The 19,395-nt window shown below is 71.2% G+C and carries 16 protein-coding genes; 15 read left to right on the top strand and 1 reads right to left on the bottom strand.

Going from position 1 to position 19,395, the window contains the following annotated elements; translation table 11 throughout:
* The first annotated feature begins 10 nt into the window (after positions 1-10).
* The 9 genes from ABZ893_RS06130 (at position 11) to ABZ893_RS06090 (ending at position 10,351) form a co-directional block, all read left to right on the top strand.
* Positions 11-1,276 carry a beta-ketoacyl-[acyl-carrier-protein] synthase family protein gene (locus tag ABZ893_RS06130; RefSeq protein ID WP_361397475.1) on the top strand — a complete coding sequence of 422 codons (1,266 nt, stop codon included), beginning with the start codon at positions 11-13 and terminating at the stop codon, positions 1,274-1,276.
* Positions 1,273-2,487 carry a ketosynthase chain-length factor gene (locus ABZ893_RS06125; protein ID WP_361397472.1) on the top strand — a complete coding sequence of 405 codons (1,215 nt, stop codon included), beginning with the start codon at positions 1,273-1,275 and terminating at the stop codon, positions 2,485-2,487. Before ABZ893_RS06130 ends, ABZ893_RS06125 begins: the two co-directional genes overlap by 4 nt.
* Positions 2,488-2,642: 155 nt before the next feature.
* A complete protein-coding gene (locus tag ABZ893_RS06120) occupies positions 2,643-2,912 on the top strand; it encodes an acyl carrier protein (protein WP_361397469.1) in 270 nt (89 codons plus the stop codon).
* Between the two features lie 139 nt (positions 2,913-3,051).
* Positions 3,052-4,830: an acyltransferase domain-containing protein gene (locus tag ABZ893_RS06115; protein WP_361397466.1), complete on the top strand. Its 1,779-nt coding sequence runs from the start codon at positions 3,052-3,054 to the stop codon at positions 4,828-4,830.
* Positions 4,827-5,054, top strand: a complete 228-nt coding sequence (locus ABZ893_RS06110; RefSeq protein WP_361397463.1) for a DUF6059 family protein — start codon at positions 4,827-4,829, stop codon at positions 5,052-5,054. The genes ABZ893_RS06115 and ABZ893_RS06110 overlap by 4 nt, the downstream gene beginning before the upstream one ends.
* Positions 5,051-6,928 (top strand): 2-oxoacid:acceptor oxidoreductase subunit alpha, encoded by a 1,878-nt coding sequence (locus tag ABZ893_RS06105; RefSeq protein WP_361397460.1) that lies wholly within the window; start codon positions 5,051-5,053, stop codon positions 6,926-6,928. Before ABZ893_RS06110 ends, ABZ893_RS06105 begins: the two co-directional genes overlap by 4 nt.
* The gene (locus tag ABZ893_RS06100) at positions 6,921-7,970 is read left to right on the top strand and encodes a 2-oxoacid:ferredoxin oxidoreductase subunit beta (RefSeq protein WP_361397458.1); all 1,050 of its coding nucleotides are present in this window, start codon (positions 6,921-6,923) and stop codon (positions 7,968-7,970) included. The genes ABZ893_RS06105 and ABZ893_RS06100 overlap by 8 nt, the downstream gene beginning before the upstream one ends.
* A 47-nt stretch (positions 7,971-8,017) precedes the next feature.
* On the top strand, positions 8,018-9,538 hold the full coding sequence (gene miaB / locus ABZ893_RS06095) for a tRNA (N6-isopentenyl adenosine(37)-C2)-methylthiotransferase MiaB (RefSeq protein WP_361397455.1): 1,521 nt from the start codon (positions 8,018-8,020) through the stop codon (positions 9,536-9,538).
* 90 nt (positions 9,539-9,628) lie between these two features.
* Positions 9,629-10,351: a class III extradiol dioxygenase subunit B-like domain-containing protein gene (locus ABZ893_RS06090; protein ID WP_361397453.1), complete on the top strand. Its 723-nt coding sequence runs from the start codon at positions 9,629-9,631 to the stop codon at positions 10,349-10,351.
* A 74-nt stretch (positions 10,352-10,425) separates the two neighbouring features.
* On the opposite strand, the gene ABZ893_RS06085 is transcribed toward ABZ893_RS06090, so the two are convergent.
* On the bottom strand, positions 10,426-10,692 hold the full coding sequence (locus ABZ893_RS06085; protein ID WP_361397450.1) for a gliding motility protein: 267 nt from the start codon (positions 10,690-10,692) through the stop codon (positions 10,426-10,428).
* A 182-nt stretch (positions 10,693-10,874) separates the two neighbouring features.
* Here ABZ893_RS06085 and miaA point away from each other — a divergent pair, with 182 nt between their 5' ends.
* The 6 genes from miaA (at position 10,875) to hflX (ending at position 18,929) form a co-directional block, all read left to right on the top strand.
* Positions 10,875-11,813, top strand: a complete 939-nt coding sequence (gene miaA / locus ABZ893_RS06080) for a tRNA (adenosine(37)-N6)-dimethylallyltransferase MiaA (protein ID WP_361397447.1) — start codon at positions 10,875-10,877, stop codon at positions 11,811-11,813.
* A gap of 107 nt (positions 11,814-11,920) precedes the next feature.
* Positions 11,921-12,388, top strand: coding sequence for a hypothetical protein (locus ABZ893_RS06075; protein WP_361397445.1), 468 nt, complete (start codon positions 11,921-11,923; stop codon positions 12,386-12,388).
* 67 nt (positions 12,389-12,455) lie between these two features.
* Positions 12,456-13,334, top strand: coding sequence for a diaminopimelate epimerase (dapF, locus tag ABZ893_RS06070; protein ID WP_361397442.1), 879 nt, complete (start codon positions 12,456-12,458; stop codon positions 13,332-13,334).
* A 133-nt stretch (positions 13,335-13,467) separates the two neighbouring features.
* Complete coding sequence (locus ABZ893_RS06065; protein WP_361397439.1) at positions 13,468-15,615, top strand: HD domain-containing protein; 2,148 nt, start codon at positions 13,468-13,470, stop codon at positions 15,613-15,615.
* 67 nt (positions 15,616-15,682) lie between these two features.
* Positions 15,683-17,182, top strand: a complete 1,500-nt coding sequence (locus tag ABZ893_RS06060) for a M1 family metallopeptidase (protein ID WP_361397436.1) — start codon at positions 15,683-15,685, stop codon at positions 17,180-17,182.
* 238 nt (positions 17,183-17,420) lie between these two features.
* Positions 17,421-18,929 carry a GTPase HflX gene (gene hflX, locus ABZ893_RS06055; protein ID WP_361397433.1) on the top strand — a complete coding sequence of 503 codons (1,509 nt, stop codon included), beginning with the start codon at positions 17,421-17,423 and terminating at the stop codon, positions 18,927-18,929.
* The last annotated feature ends 466 nt before the right edge of the window (positions 18,930-19,395 follow it).

The following is a 19,395-nucleotide window of genomic DNA, read 5'->3' as shown; positions in this document are numbered from 1 at the left end:
CAGGTAGACCATGCGCAGAGTCGCCATCACCGGCCTGGGCGTCGTGGCCCCGGGCGGGGTCGGTGTCAAGGAGTACTGGGAGCTGCTCACCGCGGGCCGCACCGCCACCCGCCGGATCTCCTTCTACGATCCCTCACCGTTCCGCTCGCAGGTCGCCGCCGAGGTCGACTTCGACCCCTTCGCGGCCGGGCTCTCCCAGCAGGAGACCCGCCGGCTCGACCGGGCCGCCCAGTTCGCGGTCGTCTCGACCCGCGAGGCCCTGGCCGACAGCGGCCTGGAAATATCCGCCCTCGACCCCGGCCGCATCGGCACGGCGGTCGGCAGCGCCGTCGGCTGCACCACCAGCCTGGAACGCGAGTACGCCGTCGTCAGCGACGGCGGCCGCAAGTGGAACGTCGACCACGAGTACGCCGTACCCGAGCTGTACCGGCACTTCGTACCCAGCTCGCTGGCCGCCGAGGTCGGCAGGGCCGCCGGAGCCGAGGGCCCGGCCGCGGTCGTCTCCACCGGATGCACCTCCGGCCTCGACTCGCTCGGCCACGCCGTGGAACTCATCCGCGAGGGCACCGCCGACGTCATGATCGCCGGGGCAACCGAGGCGCCCATCTCGCCGATCACCTCGGCCTGCTTCGACGCCATCCTCGCCACCACACCCCGCAACGACACCCCGGAGAGCGCCTGCCGGCCCTTCGACAAGACCCGCAGCGGACTCGTCCTCGGCGAGGGCGCGGCCATCCTGGTCCTGGAGGAGCTGGAGAGCGCCCGCCGCCGCGGCGCCCACATCTACGCCGAGATCTCCGGCTTCGCCTCCCGCTGCAACGCGTACCACATGACCGGACTCAAGCCCGAGGGCCTGGAGATGGCGGAGGCCATCGACGCCGCCCTGGCCGAGTCCCACCTCGCCCCGGAGTCCGTCGACTACGTCAACGCCCACGGCTCCGGCACCAAGATGAACGACCGTCACGAGACCGGCGCCTTCAAGCGCAGCCTCGGCGAGCACGCCTACCGCACCCCGGTCAGCTCCATCAAATCCATGATCGGCCACTCGCTCGGCGCCATCGGCTCCCTGGAGATCGCCGCCTGCGCCCTCGCGATGAAGCACGGCGTCCTGCCGCCCACCGCGAACCTCCACGAGCCGGACCCCGAGCTCGACCTCGACTACATCCCGCTCGTCGCCAGAGAGCAGCAGACCGACGTGGTCCTCAGCGTGGGCAGCGGGTTCGGCGGATTCCAGAGCGCCATGGTGCTGGCCCGCCCGGACAGGAGGACCGTATGACCGCCGCAGTGGTGACCGGCCTGGGCATCACCGCCCCCAACGGCCTCGGCACCGAGGAGTTCTGGAAGGCCACCCTGGCCGGCGAGTCGGGCCTCGGACCCGTCACGCGCTTCGACGCCGCCCAGTACCCGTCCCGCATCGCGGGGGAGGTGCCCGGCTACGTCGCCGAGGACCACATCCCCAGCCGCCTCATGCCGCAGACCGACCACATGACGCGCCTCGCGCTGACGGCGGCCGACTGGGCCCTCAAGGACGCCGGCATCGACACCGGGGAACTCCCCGAGTACGGCATCGGCGTGGTCACGGCCGCGTCCGGCGGCGCCGTCGAGTTCGGCCAGCGCGAACTCCAGAACCTGTGGAGCAAGGGCAAGGAGTACGTCAGCGCCTACCAGTCCTTCGCCTGGTTCTACGCCGTCAACACCGGCCAGATCTCCATCCGGCACAAGCTGCGCGGCCCCAGCGGCGTCCTGCTCACCGAACAGGCCGGCGGCATCGACGCCATCGGCCACGCCCGCCGCCACATCCGCAAGGGCTTCCCCGCCGTCATCGCGGGCGGCGTCGACGCGGCCATCTGCCCCTGGGGCTGGGTCCCGCAGATCGCCTCCGGCCTGATGAGCACCGTCGACGACCCGGCCAAGGCCTACCTCCCGTTCTCCGCCGAAGCCGCCGGATACGTCCCCGGCGAGGGCGGCGCGATCCTCCTCGTCGAGGAAGCCGGATCCGCCGGCGCCCGCAGCGCCGCCCACGTCTACGGCGAGATCGCCGGATACGCGGCGACCCTCGACCCGGCGCCCGGCACCGGCCGCCCGCCCGGCCTGCGCAGAGCCGCCGAGAACGCCCTCGCCGACGCCGGGATCACCGCCGCGGACGTCGACGTCGTCTTCGCGGACGCCGCCGGCGTACCCGACCTGGACCGGGCTGAGGCAGAGGCCCTGACCGAGCTGTTCGGGCCGCACGGCGTCCCCGTCACGGCCCCCAAGACGATGACCGGCCGGCTGCTCGCCGGCGGCGCCGCCCTCGACGCGGCGACCGCGCTGCTCGCCCTGCGCGACCAGGTCATCCCGCCCACCGCCCATGTGACCGCCCCCGCCCCGGAACACACCATCGACCTGGTGACCGAGGCACGCGAGGCCGACCTGCGCACCGCACTCGTCCTCGCCCGCGGCCACGGCGGCTTCAACGCCGCCCTCGTGGTGCGCCGCACCGCCTGAACCATCAGGCGGCCGCCGCACCGGCACGGTTCGCCGAGCTCCACACCGCCTGAACCGGACCCGCGGCACACCGCACCCGGCACGGTTCGCCGAGCTCCACCCAACGCTCCATCACCCAAGCACCAGTGCGCCCAACCGAGAGGACGGCACCAACCATGACCACCTCCACCGCCACCGTCACCCTGGCCGACCTGACCCGGATGCTCCGCGAGAGCGCCGGCGAGGAAGAGGGCGTCGACCTCGACGGCGACGTCATCGACACGCCGTTCATCGACCTCGGCTACGACTCCCTCGCCCTGCTCCAGGTCATCGGCGAGATCCAGCGCGAGTTCGGCATCGACATCCCCGACGACGCGGTCGTCGACGCCGAGACCCCGGGCGCGCTCCTCGCCCTCATCAACTCCGGCCGGACGCCTGGCGCCTGAACCGGACACGACGCGGCCGCCCTGCCCACGTTCCCCCGGCAGGCAGGGCGGCCGCACCCTTTTCCAGCCGTTGACATCCATGCGGCTTTCCAGCCCTTGACATCCATGCGGCCGGAGCACGGTCCACGAGGAGGGAACCATGTCACTCACGTCCCACAGCGCGGTCGTCCGCCGGCTGATCGTCAGCCCCGGCCCGGCCCCGCGCGAGCAGACGCCCGTCGTGGCATCGGCCACCGCCGTCTCCGCCGTCCTGCGCGCCTTCGGCCGTTCCCCCGAGGACCTGCCGGCCCGCACCGTCGTCCTCATCGGCGCCGCCGTGACCGACCCCGGCCTGCCCGCCGAACACGAGGGCTTCACCGTCCGCACGGCGGCCACCCCCGGACTCGCCCTGCGCCGCGCCCACCACGAACTCCACGACGGCACCGCCGACTTGGCCCTCGTCGCCGGCTTCGGAGAACCCGACGCCCACACCATCACCGTCTACGCCGTGAAGCGCGCCGCCGAAGCCGTCGCCGACGGAGACGCCGTCCTCGGAGTCCTCGACGTGACGTCCCCGGCGGACGCGCCGCCCCTGCGGCCCGTACCGCAGAACCCGCGCGGCACCGACCCCGACCGCCACCGCCTCATCCTCTGGTCCGGCCAGAACACCGAAGACGAGGTCCGGGTACGCGGCGAACTCCTGCCCATGCTCAGCGGCCTCCACCGCGAGGCCTACCCAGCCCTGCCGACCGCCGTCCCCTGCGGCATCCCGGCAGGACCGGTACGCGGAGCGGCCGTCGCCGTGTCCGCGCTCGCCGCCCGCACCGTCCACCAGGCCCGCGCCGTCGACGTGAAGCATCCGCGCCCCGTCGTCCTGCTCTTCCCCGGCCAGGGCTCCCAGCACGCCGGCATGGCCGCCGGCCTCTACCGCCGCGAACCCGTCTTCACCGCCGCCGTCGACGCCGCCCTGTCCCACATGGGCGAGGAAGGCTCCCGGGTCCGCGCCGACTGGCTCGACCCGCAGCGCGCCGCCATCGACATCGACGACGTACGCCGCGCCCAGCCGCTCCTGTTCGCGATCGACTACGCGCTCGGCCGCATGATCCTCAGCTGGGGCGTGAAGCCGACCGCGTTCCTCGGCCACAGCGCCGGCGAACTCGTCGCGGCCACCTTCGCCGGAGTCGTCTCCCTGCGCGACGCGGTCACCATGGTCATGGCCCGCGTCCGGGAGGCCGTGAAGATCCCGGCCGGCGGGATGCTCGCCGTCGCCGCGAGCGAGGAGAAGCTGCGCCCGTACCTGACGGACGGCGTCGGCATCGCGGCCGTCAACGCCAACCAGCAGGTCATGCTGGCCGGTTCGCGCGGCCCCCTGGCCGCCGTCGCCGACCGCCTGCGCGCCGACCGCTTCACCGTGGTGACGGTCCCCGCTACGAGCCCCTTCCACTCGCCGGCGATGGCCCCCGCCTCCGACGCGATCGAGACCGACTACCGCGCCATCCCGCTGCGCGAGCCCAAGCTGCCCCTCTACTCCGGCTACACCGGCACCCTCATGAGCGCCGAAGCCGCGCGCAGCCCGCGCTTCTGGGCCGACCAGATCACCGACACCGTCTTCTTCCGGCACGCGCTCGACGAGCTGCTCGCCGCCGACGACGTGCTCCTCGTCGAGGCCGGCCCCCGCCAGACCCTCACCGCGTTCGCCCGCAGGCACCGCTCGGTCCGCCTCGGCGCGGGCGCGGTGACCCCGCTCCTCCCGGCCCGCGCGGGCACCCCGGAGGCCGACCGCCAGTCCGTGCTCAACGCGGCCGCCCGCATCTGGACCGAGGGCCACGACCTGGACCTGAACGCGATCGCCCGCCTGTGGACATGGGCCGACGAGAACGCCCCCGCGGCGGCCGGCACGGGCGCGTCGCGCCTGACCGCGGAGTCCCTGGTCGCATGAGAATCGTGACGAAGGTCCTGCGCGAGATCTACCACTCGCTGGTCGCCGTGGGGTGGATCTGGCTGGGGATGTCCACGCTCGGCCCGCCGCCGCTGACGCCCGAGCCGAACCTGGACGAACCGCCCCGCGGCCACCCCGAACGGCTCCGCCCGGACATCGCGCTGACCACGACCGAACTCGCGCTGCAGAAGCAGCTCATGGCGCCGATCGGGGACCAGCGGTGAATCCAGGAGCGGCGGCGGCCAAGGAAACCCTCCGGGTGGACCGGGTGATCATCCGGTTCGCGGGTGACTCGGGTGACGGGATGCAGCTGACGGGTGACCGGTTCACGTCGGAGACGGCGTCGTTCGGGAACGACCTGTCGACGCTGCCGAACTTCCCGGCCGAGATCCGGGCGCCTGCCGGAACCCTGCCGGGTGTGTCCTCGTTCCAGCTGCATTTCGCGGACCACGACATCCTCACCCCGGGTGACGCGCCGAACGTGCTGGTCGCGATGAACCCGGCCGCGTTGAAGGCGAACATCGCGGATGTGCCACGGGGCGCGGAGATCATCGTGAACACGGACGAGTTCACGAAGCGGGCGATGCAGAAGGTCGGTTACGCCGAGAGTCCGCTGGAGGACGGGTCGCTGGAGGCGTACCGCGTCCACCCCGTGCCTTTGACGACTTTGACGGTCGAGGCGCTCAAGGGGTTCGACCTGTCCCGCAAGGACGCGGGCCGTTCGAAGAACATGTTCGCGCTCGGTCTGTTGTCGTGGATGTATCACCGGCCGACGGAGGGCACGGAGAAGTTCCTGCGGTCGAAGTTCGCGAAGAAGCCGGAGATCGCCGCAGCGAACATCGCCGCGTTCCAGGCGGGTTGGAACTTCGGTGAGACGACGGAGGACTTCGCCGTCTCCTACGAGGTCGCCCCGGCCACGTCCGCGTTCCCGACCGGCACCTACCGCAACATCTCCGGGAACCTGGCGCTGTCTTACGGGCTGATCGCGGCGTCCCGCCAGGCGGACCTGCCGTTGTATCTGGGCTCGTATCCGATCACGCCGGCATCGGACATCCTGCATGAGCTGTCGCGGCACAAGAATTTCGGTGTGCGCACGTTCCAGGCGGAGGACGAGATCGCCGGGATCGGCGCGGCGTTGGGCGCGGCGTTCGGCGGGTCCCTGGCCGTCACGACGACGTCGGGTCCGGGTGTGGCGCTGAAGTCCGAGACCATCGGCCTGGCCGTCTCGCTCGAACTCCCGTTGCTGGTGGTCGACATTCAGCGTGGTGGGCCCTCCACCGGCCTGCCCACCAAGACGGAGCAGGCGGACCTGCTCCAGGCCATGTACGGGCGTAACGGTGAGGCCCCCGTCCCCGTCATCGCGCCGCAGACCCCGGCGGACTGTTTCGACGCGGCGATCGAGGCGGCGCGGATCGCGATCACGTACCGGACGCCGGTGTTCCTGCTCTCCGACGGGTATCTGGCCAACGGTTCCGAGCCGTGGCGGATCCCCGAGGTCGATGAACTCCCGGATCTGCGCACGCAGTTCGCATCCGGCCCGAACCACACCCTCGACGACGGCAGCGAGGTGTTCTGGCCCTACAAGCGCGACCCGAAGACCCTGGCCCGTCCGTGGGCGGTGCCGGGCACTCCGGGCCTGGAGCACCGGATCGGCGGGATCGAGAAGCAGGACGGCACAGGCAACATCTCCTACGACCCGGCCAACCACGAGTTCATGGTCCGCACCCGCCAGGCCAAGATCGACGGCATCACCGTGCCCGATCTTGAGGTCGATGACCCGTCGGGCGAGGCCAACACCCTGGTCCTGGGCTGGGGTTCCACCTACGGGCCGATCACGGCGGCGGTGCGCCGGCTGCGCAGGGACGGCCAGCACATCGCCCAGGCCCACCTGCGCCACCTCAACCCGTTCCCCGCCAACCTCGGCGAGATCCTGAAGCGCTACGAGCGTGTGGTGATCCCTGAGATGAACCTCGGGCAGCTGGCCACCCTCATCCGGGCGAAGTACCTGGTGGACGCCCGCTCCTACAACCAGGTCAACGGAATGCCGTTCAAGGCCGAGCAGCTCGCCACGGCTCTCAAGGAGGCCATCCATGGCTGAGTTGCTCAACCTCGTACCCCGTAGTGAAGTCGATCTGAAGGCGAAGGACTTCAAGTCGGACCAGGAGGTGCGCTGGTGCCCCGGCTGCGGGGACTACGCGATCCTCGCCGCCGTACAGGGCTTCATGCCCGAACTCGGCCTGGCGAAGGAGAACATCGTCTTCGTCTCCGGCATCGGCTGCTCGAGCCGTTTCCCGTACTACATGAACACCTACGGGATGCACTCCATCCACGGCCGCGCCCCCGCCATCGCCACCGGCCTCGCCTCCAGCCGCCGCGACCTGTCCGTGTGGGTGGTCACCGGTGACGGCGACGCGCTGTCCATCGGCGGCAACCACCTCATCCACGCACTCCGGCGCAACGTCAACCTCAAGATCCTGCTCTTCAACAACCGGATCTACGGCCTCACCAAGGGCCAGTACTCCCCCACCTCCGAGGTCGGCAAGATCACCAAGTCGACCCCGATGGGTTCGCTGGACGCCCCCTTCAACCCGGTGTCGCTGGCGATCGGGGCGGAGGCGTCGTTCGTGGCCCGCACCGTGGACTCCGACCGCCAGCACCTCACCAGCGTGCTGCGCGAGGCGGCCGCCCACCCCGGCACCGCCCTCGTCGAGATCTACCAGAACTGCAACATCTTCAACGACGGTGCCTTCGACACCCTCAAGGACAAGCAGCAGGCCGTGGAGGCGGTGATCCGCCTGGAACACGGGCAGCCGATCCGCTTCGGCACCGACGGCGCCAAGGGCGTCGTCCGCGACCCGCGCACCGGTGACCTGGAGGTCGTCGACGTAACCCCCGAGAACGAGGGGCAGATCCTGGTGCACGACGCGCACACCGCCTCCCCCACCACCGCGTTCGCCCTGTCCCGCCTCGCCGACCCGCACACTCTCCACCACACCCCCATCGGCGTCTTCCGCTCCGTCGACCGCCCGGTCTACGACACCCAGATGTCCGACCAGCTCGACGACGCCATCGAACAGAACGGAAAAGGCGAGCTGAGCGAGCTGCTGACCGGGGGCGACACCTGGACCGTCGCGGGCTGAAACCCGCCGGGCCGAAGGGGCTCCGCGTACCGCCTACCCTGGAGTGCATGACCAGCAGCGACCGGAGTCAGGCAGTGGACGTTCAAGAACGCAAGACGTACGAGGTTCGAACCTACGGGTGCCAGATGAACGTCCACGACTCCGAGCGGCTGTCCGGCCTCCTTGAGGACGCGGGTTACGTCCGTGCGCCCAAGGACGCCGACGGTGACGCCGACGTCGTCGTCTTCAACACGTGCGCCGTCCGCGAGAACGCGGACAACCGGCTGTACGGCAACCTCGGCCGCCTCGCCCCGATGAAGACGAAGCGCCCCGGGATGCAGATCGCGGTCGGCGGCTGCCTGGCGCAGAAGGACCGCGACACCATCGTCGAGCGGGCCCCCTGGGTCGACGTCGTCTTCGGCACGCACAACATCGGCAAGCTCCCGGTCCTGCTGGAGCGCGCCCGCGTCCAGGAAGAGGCGCAGGTCGAGATCGCCGAGTCGCTTGAGGCGTTCCCGTCGACGCTGCCCACGCGCCGCGAGAGCGCGTACGCGGCCTGGGTCTCGATCTCCGTCGGCTGCAACAACACCTGCACCTTCTGCATCGTCCCGGCGCTGCGCGGCAAGGAGGAGGACCGCCGCCCCGGCGACATCCTCGCCGAGATCAAGGCGCTGGTCGGCGAGGGCGTCTCCGAGATCACCCTGCTCGGCCAGAACGTCAACGCGTACGGCTCCGACCTGGGCGACCGTGAGGCCTTCAGCAAGCTGCTGCGCGCCTGCGGCGAGATCGAGGGCCTGGAGCGGGTCCGCTTCACCTCACCGCACCCGCGCGACTTCACCGACGACGTGATCGCCGCGATGGCCGAGACGCCGAACGTGATGCCGCAGCTGCACATGCCGATGCAGTCCGGCTCGGACACCATCCTGAAGGCGATGCGCCGCTCGTACCGGCAGGAGCGTTTCCTCGGGATCATCGAGAAGGTGCGCGCCGCGATCCCGCACGCCGCCATCTCCACCGACATCATCGTGGGCTTCCCCGGCGAGACCGAGGAGGACTTCGAGCAGACCATGCACGCGGTCCGCGAGGCCCGCTTCGCGAACGCCTTCACGTTCCAGTACTCCAAGCGGCCCGGCACGCCCGCCGCGACGATGGAGGGGCAGATCCCCAAGGAGGTCGTGCAGGCGCGGTACGAGCGCCTGGTCGCCCTCCAGGAGGAGATCTCCTGGGACGAGAACAAGAAGCAGGTCGGCCGCACCCTGGAGCTGATGGTCGCCGAGGGCGAGGGCCGCAAGGACGGCACCACGCACCGCCTCTCCGGCCGCGCCCCCGACAACCGCCTGGTGCACTTCACGAAGCCCGCTACTGAAGTCCGCCCGGGCGACGTGGTCACCGTCGAGATCACCTACGCAGCCCCGCACCACCTGCTCGCCGAGGGCGACGTCCTCTCCGTGCGCCGCACGCGCGCGGGCGACGCCTGGGAGAAGCGGAACGCTCAGCCCGAGGAGAAGCAGGGCGTCATGCTCGGCCTGCCCTCCGTCGGCGTCCCGGCCCCGCTGCCGGCGGCCACGGGCGGCTGCTCGGTCAACTGACAGCACTCTTCTCGCCGAGGGCGGGGGTGGGGACAGCGGATCCGGTCCCGCCCCCACCCGCGCCCCATGCGGAGCAGTAGGCTGCCGATCATGCTTGTCGCCGCCGCTGTCTGCCCCTGCCCGCCGCTGCTCGTCCCCGAGGTCGCCGCGGGCGCGGCCCCCGAGCTGGACGCCGCGCGCGCCGCGTGCGACGAGGCCGTCCGCGAGGTGCTCGCGGCCCGCCCCGACCTGATCGTGGTCGTCGGCGAGGGACCCGTGAGCCGTACGCACGAGCAGGGCGCGGTGGGCAGTTTCCGGCCCTTCGGCGTGGACCGCGAGGTCCGCCTCGGCACACTGCCCGAGGGCGCCGAGACCCCCAGGGAACCGCTGCCCCTGTCCCTGACGGTGGGCGCCTGGCTCCTCGACAGGAGCGACTGGACCGGGCCCGTCCTCGGGTACGAGGTCCAGGGCGACCTGTCCTGGACCGCCAACGGCGAGCACGGCACCCACCTCGCGAACCGGGCCGACCGCGTCGGATTCCTCGTCATGGGCGACGGCACCGCCTGCCGCAGCCTCAAGGCCCCCGGCTACCTCGACGAGCGCGCCGAAGGCGTCGACGCGGGCATCGCCGAGGCCCTGCGCAACGGCGACCCCGACGGCTTCTTCGCCGGCCTCGACGCGGACCTCGCCCGCGAACTCAAGATCTCCGGCCGCTCCCCGTGGCAGGTCATGACGGCAGCCTTCGACGAGAACCAGAACCAGAACCAGAACCACCGTGTCCTGTACGAGGACGCGCCTTACGGGGTGGGTTACTTCGTCGCCAGCTGGTCGTAAGCCGTAAGCCTTAAGCAGTGAACGGCGATGGCCGCGGATTCACCAGGAATCCGCGGCCATCGGTATGTGACTACTTACTTGACGGCGCTCTCAGCGGCCACGGCCTCCGCAGCCTGCTGCCCAGGAATCTCCACGGACTCAGCCGCCTCAGCCGTCTCAGCCACCTCGGCCTCGGCGGTTCCGGTGTCCTCCGCGAGCGCTTCCTCCGCCACAGCCCCGGCAGCCCCGTCCGCGTCACCCTCCGCCTCATCCGGCACCGCGACAGCCACCACCTCGCTGCCAGACGACGCGTCCTCCTCCGCGCTCTGAGACTTCCGGCGGAACCTGGCAAAAACGCCCATTTGAACTCCATAAGCTACTCGTGCGAGCGAAATCCCGAGCCGCCCGGTGCGCCCGTTTGCGGCGCCCGGGTATCCGGCCCTCGAAACCGGCGGTCGGAACCTCGCAACTGGGAACGACCCCGCAGCTGGGCCGTCACGTAGCTCGTTCGGGAACACGTCCCGACGTTTGGGAGACTGGGGCGGTGAGTAGTGCAGCCCCCGCACCGCGGGTCATCGCCGTAGTCGGCCCCACCGCGGCCGGAAAGTCCGATCTGGGTGTATTTCTCGCCCGGGAGCTAGGCGGCGAGGTCGTCAACGCCGACTCCATGCAGCTCTACCGGGGGATGGACATCGGCACCGCCAAACTGACGCCCGAGGAGCGCGGCGGCATCCCGCACCACCTCCTGGACATCTGGGACGTCACCGAGGCGGCCAGCGTCGCCGAGTACCAGAAGCTCGCCCGCGCCGAGATCGACCGGCTGCTCGCCGAGGGCCGCTGGCCCATCCTCGTCGGCGGCTCCGGCCTCTACGTCCGCGGCGCGGTGGACCACCTGGAGTTCCCCGGCACCGACCCCGAGGTGCGCGCACGCCTGGAGGAGGAGCTGGCCCTGCGCGGCTCCGGCGCCCTGCACGCCCGCCTCGCCGTCTCCGACCCCGAGGCCGCCAAGGCGATCCTGCCGAGCAACGGCCGCCGCATCGTCCGCGCCCTCGAAGTCATCGAGATCACGGGCAAGCCCTTCACGGCCAACCTGCCGGGCCACGACTCGGTGTACGACACCGTCCAGATCGGCGTGGACGTGGCCCGCCCGGAACTCGACGAGCGCATCGCGACCCGCGTCGACCGCATGTGGGACGCCGGGCTCGTCGACGAGGTGCGCACCCTGGAGGCACAGGGCCTGCGCGAAGGACGTACGGCGTCGCGCGCGCTCGGCTACCAGCAGGTGCTCGCCGCGCTGGCGGGGGAGTGCACCGAGGACGAGGCGAGGGCCGAGACCGTCCGCGCCACCAAGCGCTTCGCACGCCGCCAGGACTCCTGGTTCCGGCGTGATCCACGGGTCCACTGGCTCAGCGGCGCCGCCGCCGATCGGGAGGAACTTCCGGCCCGGGCGATGACGTTGATCGAACGACCGGTCACAGCCTGATCACGTGATGGCATCGGGACGCTCCGCCCGTCATCCAGGCCCCTGCGGGCGTGCCATCATCGACCATCGATCGACCAGTGGAGTCCGAAGTGGGAGGGCGCGTGGCGATGGAGGCCGGCCCTCGTGACACCGCACCCGGCGGCGAGCAGCTGAGCGCTGACGGGCCTGACGTGAGCCCCGACGGCGTGATCGCCGACGGGCCCACGGACGAGGAGCTCGCGGCGCAGTCCGAGGGCGCCGAGGTCGAGGTGGAGCTGCGCCCGCAGCGCCGCCTGCGCCTGTGGCAGCTCGCGCCCATCGTGATCCTCTCCACGATCGGCTCCCTCATGTTCGCGTTCCCGCTCTTCTTCGAGTTCGGGGACGGCGGCGCCGTCGTCGCGATGCTCGGACTCCTCATCAGCTGCTGCGCCGCGGGCTGGGGCATGATGGCCGCCCGCCGCGTCGGCTACACCTGGCCCGGTTTCCCCGCCCGGGGATCGGGCTGCAGGCCGGACTGGCGCGTCGTCGGCGCGTACGCGGTCGTGGTCGTCGCCGTCGCGGTCCTCGCCGTGTGGCGCGTCGCCCGCCTGCGCTGACCGGACCCCCGGCCCGTATCCCGGGCACCCCCGACAGCTTCTCCTCGGCACCCCGTAGGATCGAGAGATGAGCACGCGGATCGCCTTCCTCAAGGGGCACGGGACCGAGAACGACTTCGTGATCGTCCCCGACCCGGAGAACGCCCTGGAGCTGTCCCCTGCCACCGTCGCGGCCCTCTGTGACCGCCGGGCCGGCATCGGCGGCGACGGCCTGCTGCACGTCGTGCGCTCCGCCGAGCACCCCGACGCGCGGCACCTGGCGGACGAGGCCGAGTGGTTCATGGACTACCGCAACGGCGACGGTTCGGTCGCCGAGATGTGCGGCAACGGGGTGCGCGTGTTCGCCCACTACCTGCGGCGCGCCGGGCACATCGACGAAGGTGACACCGCGGTGGCCACCCGCGGCGGCGTGAAGCGCGTGCACATCGACAAGGACGGCGACATCACGGTCGGGATGGGCAAGGCCCTCTTCCCCGAAGGTGACGTCACCGTCGGCGTCGCGGACCACAGCTGGCCCGCGCGCAACGTGAACATGGGGAACCCGCACGCCGTCGCGTTCGTGCACGACCTGGACCAGGCCGGCAGCCTCTTCTCCGCGCCGTCCTTCGCCCCGGCCGCCGCCTACCCGCACGGCGTGAACGTCGAGTTCGTCGTCGACCGGGGCCCCCGCCACGTGGCCATGCGAGTCCACGAGCGCGGCGTCGGCGAGACCCGCTCGTGCGGCACCGGCGCGTGCGCCGTGGCCGTCGCGGCGGCCCGCAGGGACGGCCTCGACCCCGCGGTCACTGGCTCGCCGGTCACGTACACCGTCGATCTGCCCGGCGGCCGGCTCGTGATCACGGAGCGGGCCGACGGAGAGATCGAGATGACCGGTCCCGCGGTGATCGTCGCCGAGGGAGAGATCGAAACGGACCGGCTCACGGTCCTCGAAACCGTAAACCACTGAACGTTCGCTCGAATGGGTGATCCGTTTCACGCTCGGCGAGAGGGGGACTGCTCCACGTGATGGGCTCGATAGCATCAACCACCGGCCCGGGTAGGACCCCTCAGACCGCCGGTCGACGCAGCCGGAGGTGCTCATGAGTGCGGAGGCGACCAACCCCGTTACGCCCGGCCCGATCACGCCGGGCGCGCACCGCAGGCGCGGCCGGCCCCGGATCGACCTGCGCCGCATCGGCTGGGCCGCCCTGCTCGGCCCCGCCGCGCCCAACCGGCTGCCCGACGCGATCAGCCATGTGGTCGAGACCCACCGCGCCCATCATCCGGAAGCCCCGCTGGACCCGCTGCGCCGGGCGTATCTCCTCGCCGAGTCCTCCCACCGCGGTCAGATGCGCAAGAGCGGCGAGCCGTACATCACGCACCCGCTGGCCGTGACGCTGATCCTCGCCGAGCTGGGCGCCGAGACCACGACGCTGGTCGCCTCCCTCCTGCACGACACGGTCGAGGACACCGACGTCACCCTGGAGCAGGTCCGCGCCGAGTTCGGCGAAGAGGTCGCCTATCTCGTCGACGGCGTGACCAAACTGGAAAAGGTCGACTACGGCGCGGCCGCCGAGCCCGAGACCTTCCGCAAGATGCTCGTCGCCACCGGCAACGACGTCCGCGTCATGTCGATCAAGCTCGCCGACCGGCTGCACAACATGCGCACCCTCGGCGTCATGCGCCAGGAGAAGCAGGAGCGGATCGCCAAGGTCACGCGCGACGTCCTCATCCCGCTCGCCGAGCGCCTCGGCGTCCAGGCGCTCAAGACCGAGCTGGAAGACCTCGTCTTCGCGATCCTCCACCCCGAGGAGTACGCGGAAACCCGCGAGCTCATCGCCGCCAACGACGCGCAGCCCTCCGACCCCCTCGCCGAGATCGCCGAGGACACCAGGACCGTCCTGAAAGACGCGGGCATCACCGCCGAAGTCCTCATCAGGCCCCGGCACTTCGTCTCCGTACACCGCTCGCGCCGTAAACGCGGCACCCTGCGCGGAGTGGACTTCGGACGTCTCCTGGTCCTCGTGAGCGAGGACGCCGACTGTTACGGCGTGCTCGGCGAGCTGCACACGTGCTTCACGCCGGTCGTCTCCGAGTTCAAGGACTTCATCGCCCTACCGAAGTTCAACCTCTACCAGTCGCTGCACACGGCCGTGACCCGTGGTGACGGTGAGGTCGCCGAAGTCCTCATCCGCACCCACCAGATGCACAAGGTCGCCGAGGCCGGAGTCGTCGCCCTCGGCAATCCCTACGCCCCTTCCGCCGAGGATCAGGCCGACAGCGACGGCGAGCGCGCCGACCCGACCAGGCCCGGCTGGCTCTCCCGCCTCCTCGACTGGCAGGAGGCCGCCCCGGACGCCGACATGTTCTGGTCGACCCTTCGCGAGGACCTTGCCCAGGACCGCGAGATCTGTGTCTACCGGCCCGACGGCGGCACCCTGGCCCTGCCCGCCGGCGCCAGCTGCGTCGACGCCGCGTACGCCCAGTACGGCGAGGACGCCCACGCCTGCATCGGCGCCCGGGTCAACGGCCGGCTCGCGACGCTCAGCACCGTCCTGCGCGACGGGGACACCGTGCAGCTCCTCATGAGCCAGGACCCCGGGTCCGGCCCCTCCGAGGACTGGCTCGACCACGCCGTCACCCCCGCCGCCCGCATCGCCATCCGGCGCTGGCTCACCACGCACCCGGCCACCCCCCAGCCCGAGCCGCAGGGCCGCCGCCGCGCCCCGGAAGCCGGCCCGAGGCCCTCCCAGCCGGCGCCCCAGAGCGCGCACGTGGGCCGCCAGGCGGAGAGCGACGCGGTCGTCGTGGACAAGCCCGGTGCCACGGTGCGCCTCGCGGGCTGCTGTACGCCGGTGCCGCCCGACGAGGTGACCGGGTTCGCGGTCCGCGGCGGCGCCGTCACCGTGCACCGGGTGGAGTGTCCCGGCGTCGCGCGCATGAAGAGCGCGGGGCGTGAGGAGATCGGCGTCCACTGGGGCGACACCGCGGAGTGCCGGGTCTCGCTGATCGCCGAGTCGTTCAGCCGGCCGCACCTGCTGGCCGACCTCACGGAAGCCATCGCCATGGAGAGCGTCGCCATCATCTCGGCGACCGTGGAACCTCCGGTCGAAGGCCGCGTACGCCACGCCTACACCCTCCAACTCCCGGACGCGGCAACGCTCCCCGGCCTCATGCGCGCCATGCGCGACATCGCAGGGGTGTACGACGTCAGCCGGGCGCAGCACTCCGCGCAGAGCAGCTCGTAGATCTCGTTCGGGTGGGTGGGGGCGCGTCCCGCCGAAGTCGTGACGCGCGCGCTGATAGCCGTAGTCCATGCTGCTCACCCCCCGGACCCTCCGCATGGGCACCGCGCTCGTCGCCGCGGCCGCCTCCACCGCACTCATCGCCGCGAGCGCCCCGCAGCCGGCCGTCCCGCTGGGCGTCGGCGACCGGCTCTTCCCGCACCTCGGCAACCCCGGTTACGACGTAGCGTCGTACGACATCGCCTTCACGTACCGCGGCGACAACAAGAAGCCGCTGGACGCCGTCACCAAGATCGACGCCATGACGACGTCACGGCTGGAACGGGTGAACCTCGACTTCTCGCACGGAGCCGTGCGCTCCGTGGAGGTCAACGGCCACCCGGCAAGCTTCGCCAGCAGTGACGAGGACCTGGTCGTGACGCCCGAGCACGCGCTCCCGGCCGGTGCCCCGATGGAGATCACCGTGCGGCACACCAGCAACCCGGCGCCCGGGAAGGAGGAAGGCGGCTGGGTGCAGACCAAGGACGGCCTCGCCATGGCCAACCAGGCCGACGCCGGACACAGGGTGTTCCCGTGCAACGACCACCCCTCGGACAAAGCACTGTTCACGTTCCGGATCACTGCTCCGAAGGACCTCACCGTCGTCGCCAACGGCGTGCCGATCGGGAAGACACGCGAGGGCGCGACGACCAGCTGGGCGTACCGCACGCTCCACCCCATGGCCACCGAGCTGGCGCAGGTCTCGATCGGCCGCTCCGACGTGCTGCACCGCGAAGGGCCGCACGGGCTGCCCGTCCGGGACGTGGTGCCCGCCAAGGACCGCAAGGTCCTCGAACCCTGGCTCGAGAAGACACCCGCCCAGCTCGCCTGGATGGAGGGGAAGGTCGGCCGCTACCCGTTCGAGAACTACGGCCTCGTCATCGCCCAGGCCCAGACGGGCTTCGAGCTGGAGACCCAGACCCTCTCCCTCTTCGAGAAGGAGGTCTTCACCGAGCCCGCCTACCCCGCCTGGTACGTCGACTCGATCATGGTCCACGAGATGGCGCACCAGTGGTTCGGCGACAGCGTCAGCCCCCGCACCTGGTCCGACGTGTGGCTGAACGAGGGCCACGCCACCTGGTACGAGGCCCTCTACGCCCAGGAGAAGGGCCACCAGCCCATGGAGAGGCGCCTGCGCGAGGCCTACAAGGCGTCCGACTCCTGGCGCGCGGCGGGCGGCCCGCCGGCCGCTCCCAAGGCCCCGAAGCCCGGCCAGAAGATCAGCATCTTCCGCCCGGTCGTCTACGACGGCAGCGCCCTCGTCCTCTACGCGCTCCGCCAGGAGATCGGCGCCCCGGCCTTCGAGAGGCTGGAGCGCGCCTGGGTACGCGTCCACCGGGACGGCACGGCGACCACCGCCGACTACGTCAAGCTCGCCTCCCTGGTCTCCGGCCGCGACCTGCACGACTTCTTCCAGGCCTGGCTGTACGGCGAGAAGACGCCGCCGATGCCGGGGCACCCGGACTGGAAGTCGACGCCCGTGCAGAAGGCGGCGACGGCGGCGAAGGCGGCCGGGGCGGCGAAGGGCTAGGCGTGCTCAGGGAAGGGGCAGGAGTGCTCAGGGGAGACAGGCTTCGGGCGCCGAGTCCACGGGCATTAAGTCGAGTGACGAGACGTGGCGGACCGTGCGACCATCTTCAGGTCGGCGGCGCGAGAGGCCCGGGAATCTCCGGACTGTCCGGGACGTTGAGGTGGTCGAAGGACCACGCTGTCACGCGCGGACCGTCAGACACGCGAAACATTCCGAATCACCTCGACGTAAGGATCCAATGACCTCCTCTTCTTCCCCTTCCCAGGACGCGCAGAGCTTCGCGCAGAACAACCCCGAGGGTCTTCGGGCCGATGCCCTGATGGAAGAGGACGTCGCCTGGAGCCACGAGATCGACGGAGAGCGGGACGGCGACCAGTTCGACCGCTCCGAGCGCGCGGCCCTGCGCCGCGTCGCCGGCCTCTCCACCGAGCTCGAGGACGTCACCGAGGTCGAGTACCGACAGCTCCGTCTGGAGCGCGTCGTACTCGTCGGTGTGTGGACCTCGGGAACCGCCCAGGACGCGGAGAACTCCCTCGCGGAGCTGGCCGCCCTCGCCGAGACCGCCGGCGCACTTGTGCTCGACGGCGTCATCCAGCGCCGGGACAAGCCCGACGCCGCGACGTACATCGGCTCGGGCAAGGCCCAGGAACTGCGCGACATCGTGCTCGAGACCGGAGCCGACACCGTCGTGTGTGACGGTGAGCTCAGCCCCGGCCAGCTCATCCACCTCGAGGACGTCGTCAAGGTCAAGGTGGTCGACCGCACCGCCCTGATCCTCGACATCTTCGCCCAGCACGCCAAGTCCCGAGAGGGCAAGGCGCAGGTCGCGCTCGCGCAGATGCAGTACATGCTGCCGCGACTGCGCGGCTGGGGTCAGTCGCTCTCCCGTCAGATGGGTGGCGGTGGCTCCTCCGGCTCCGGCGGTGGCATGGCCACCCGTGGTCCCGGTGAGACCAAGATCGAGACGGACCGGCGACGGATCCGCGAGAAGATGGCGAAGATGCGCCGTGAGATCGCGGAGATGAAGACGGGCCGCGAGATCAAGCGCCAGGAGCGGCGACGCAACAAGGTGCCGTCGGTCGCCATCGCCGGCTACACCAACGCGGGCAAGTCGTCCCTGCTCAACCGCCTGACGGGCGCCGGTGTCCTGGTGGAGAACGCCCTGTTCGCCACCCTCGACCCGACCGTCCGCAGGGCCGAGACGCCCAGCGGCCGCCTCTACACACTGGCCGACACGGTCGGTTTTGTACGGCACCTGCCGCACCACCTCGTCGAGGCGTTCCGGTCCACGATGGAGGAGGTCGGCGACTCCGACCTGATCCTGCACGTCGTGGACGGTGCGCACCCGGCGCCGGAGGAGCAGCTGGCCGCCGTGCGTGAGGTGATCCGCGACGTGGGCGCCACCAAGGTGCCCGAGATCGTGGTGATCAACAAGGCGGACGCGGCCGACCCGCTCGTCCTCCAGCGCCTCCTGCGCGTCGAGAAGCGAGCGATCGCGGTGTCGGCCCGCAGCGGCCTCGGCATCGAGCGGCTGCTCGAGATCATCGACGACGAACTGCCGCGCCCGGCGGTCGAGATCGAGGCGCTCGTGCCGTACACGCACGGCCAGTTGGTCGCGCGCGCCCACGCCGACGGTGAGGTGATCTCCGAGGAGCACGTGGCGGAGGGCACCCTGCTCAAGGCGCGGGTCCACGCGGAGCTGGCGGCGGAGTTCGCGCCTTACCTGCCGGCTGCGGCTGGGAGCTGACGTGCGGCTGCCCGCCGGGGGCTGTTTGCTGGGTGCCCGGCGGGAGCTGACTTGATGGGTGCCTGGCGGGAGCTGACGTGATGGGTGCCGCCGGGAGTTTGCGTACTGGCTGCCGCTCGGAACGGGCGTGATGGTCGCCGCCGGCCGGCGCATCGCCCGGCGCCCGGAACTGGCGTGATGGGTGCCCCGCCAGGCTGACGTACCGGTTGCCGCCCGGAGTTTGAGGCTCAGGCCTCAGGCTCCGGGCGGTTTGTCGTCGGACGGTGGGGCTCCGGGCGGTTTGTCGTCGGACGTGGGGCTCCCGGCGATTTGTCGTCGGTCCGTGAGCTTTCGGGCGGTCGTCGTCGGACCGTGTGGCTTCGGCGGCTGTCGTCGGACCGTCTGGTTTCGGCGGCGGTGGTTGGCCGGCGTACCGGATTGATATGCCGACGGCGAGGGCCCGCCCCCAGGTTGCTGGGGGCGGGCC

It is taken from the genome of Streptomyces sp. NPDC046821 (assembly GCF_040645335.1).
Taxonomy (GTDB): Bacteria; Actinomycetota; Actinomycetes; order Streptomycetales; family Streptomycetaceae; genus Streptomyces.
The sequence above is the reverse complement of the archived record's forward strand: the minus strand, read 5'-3'. Positions and strand labels throughout refer to the sequence as shown.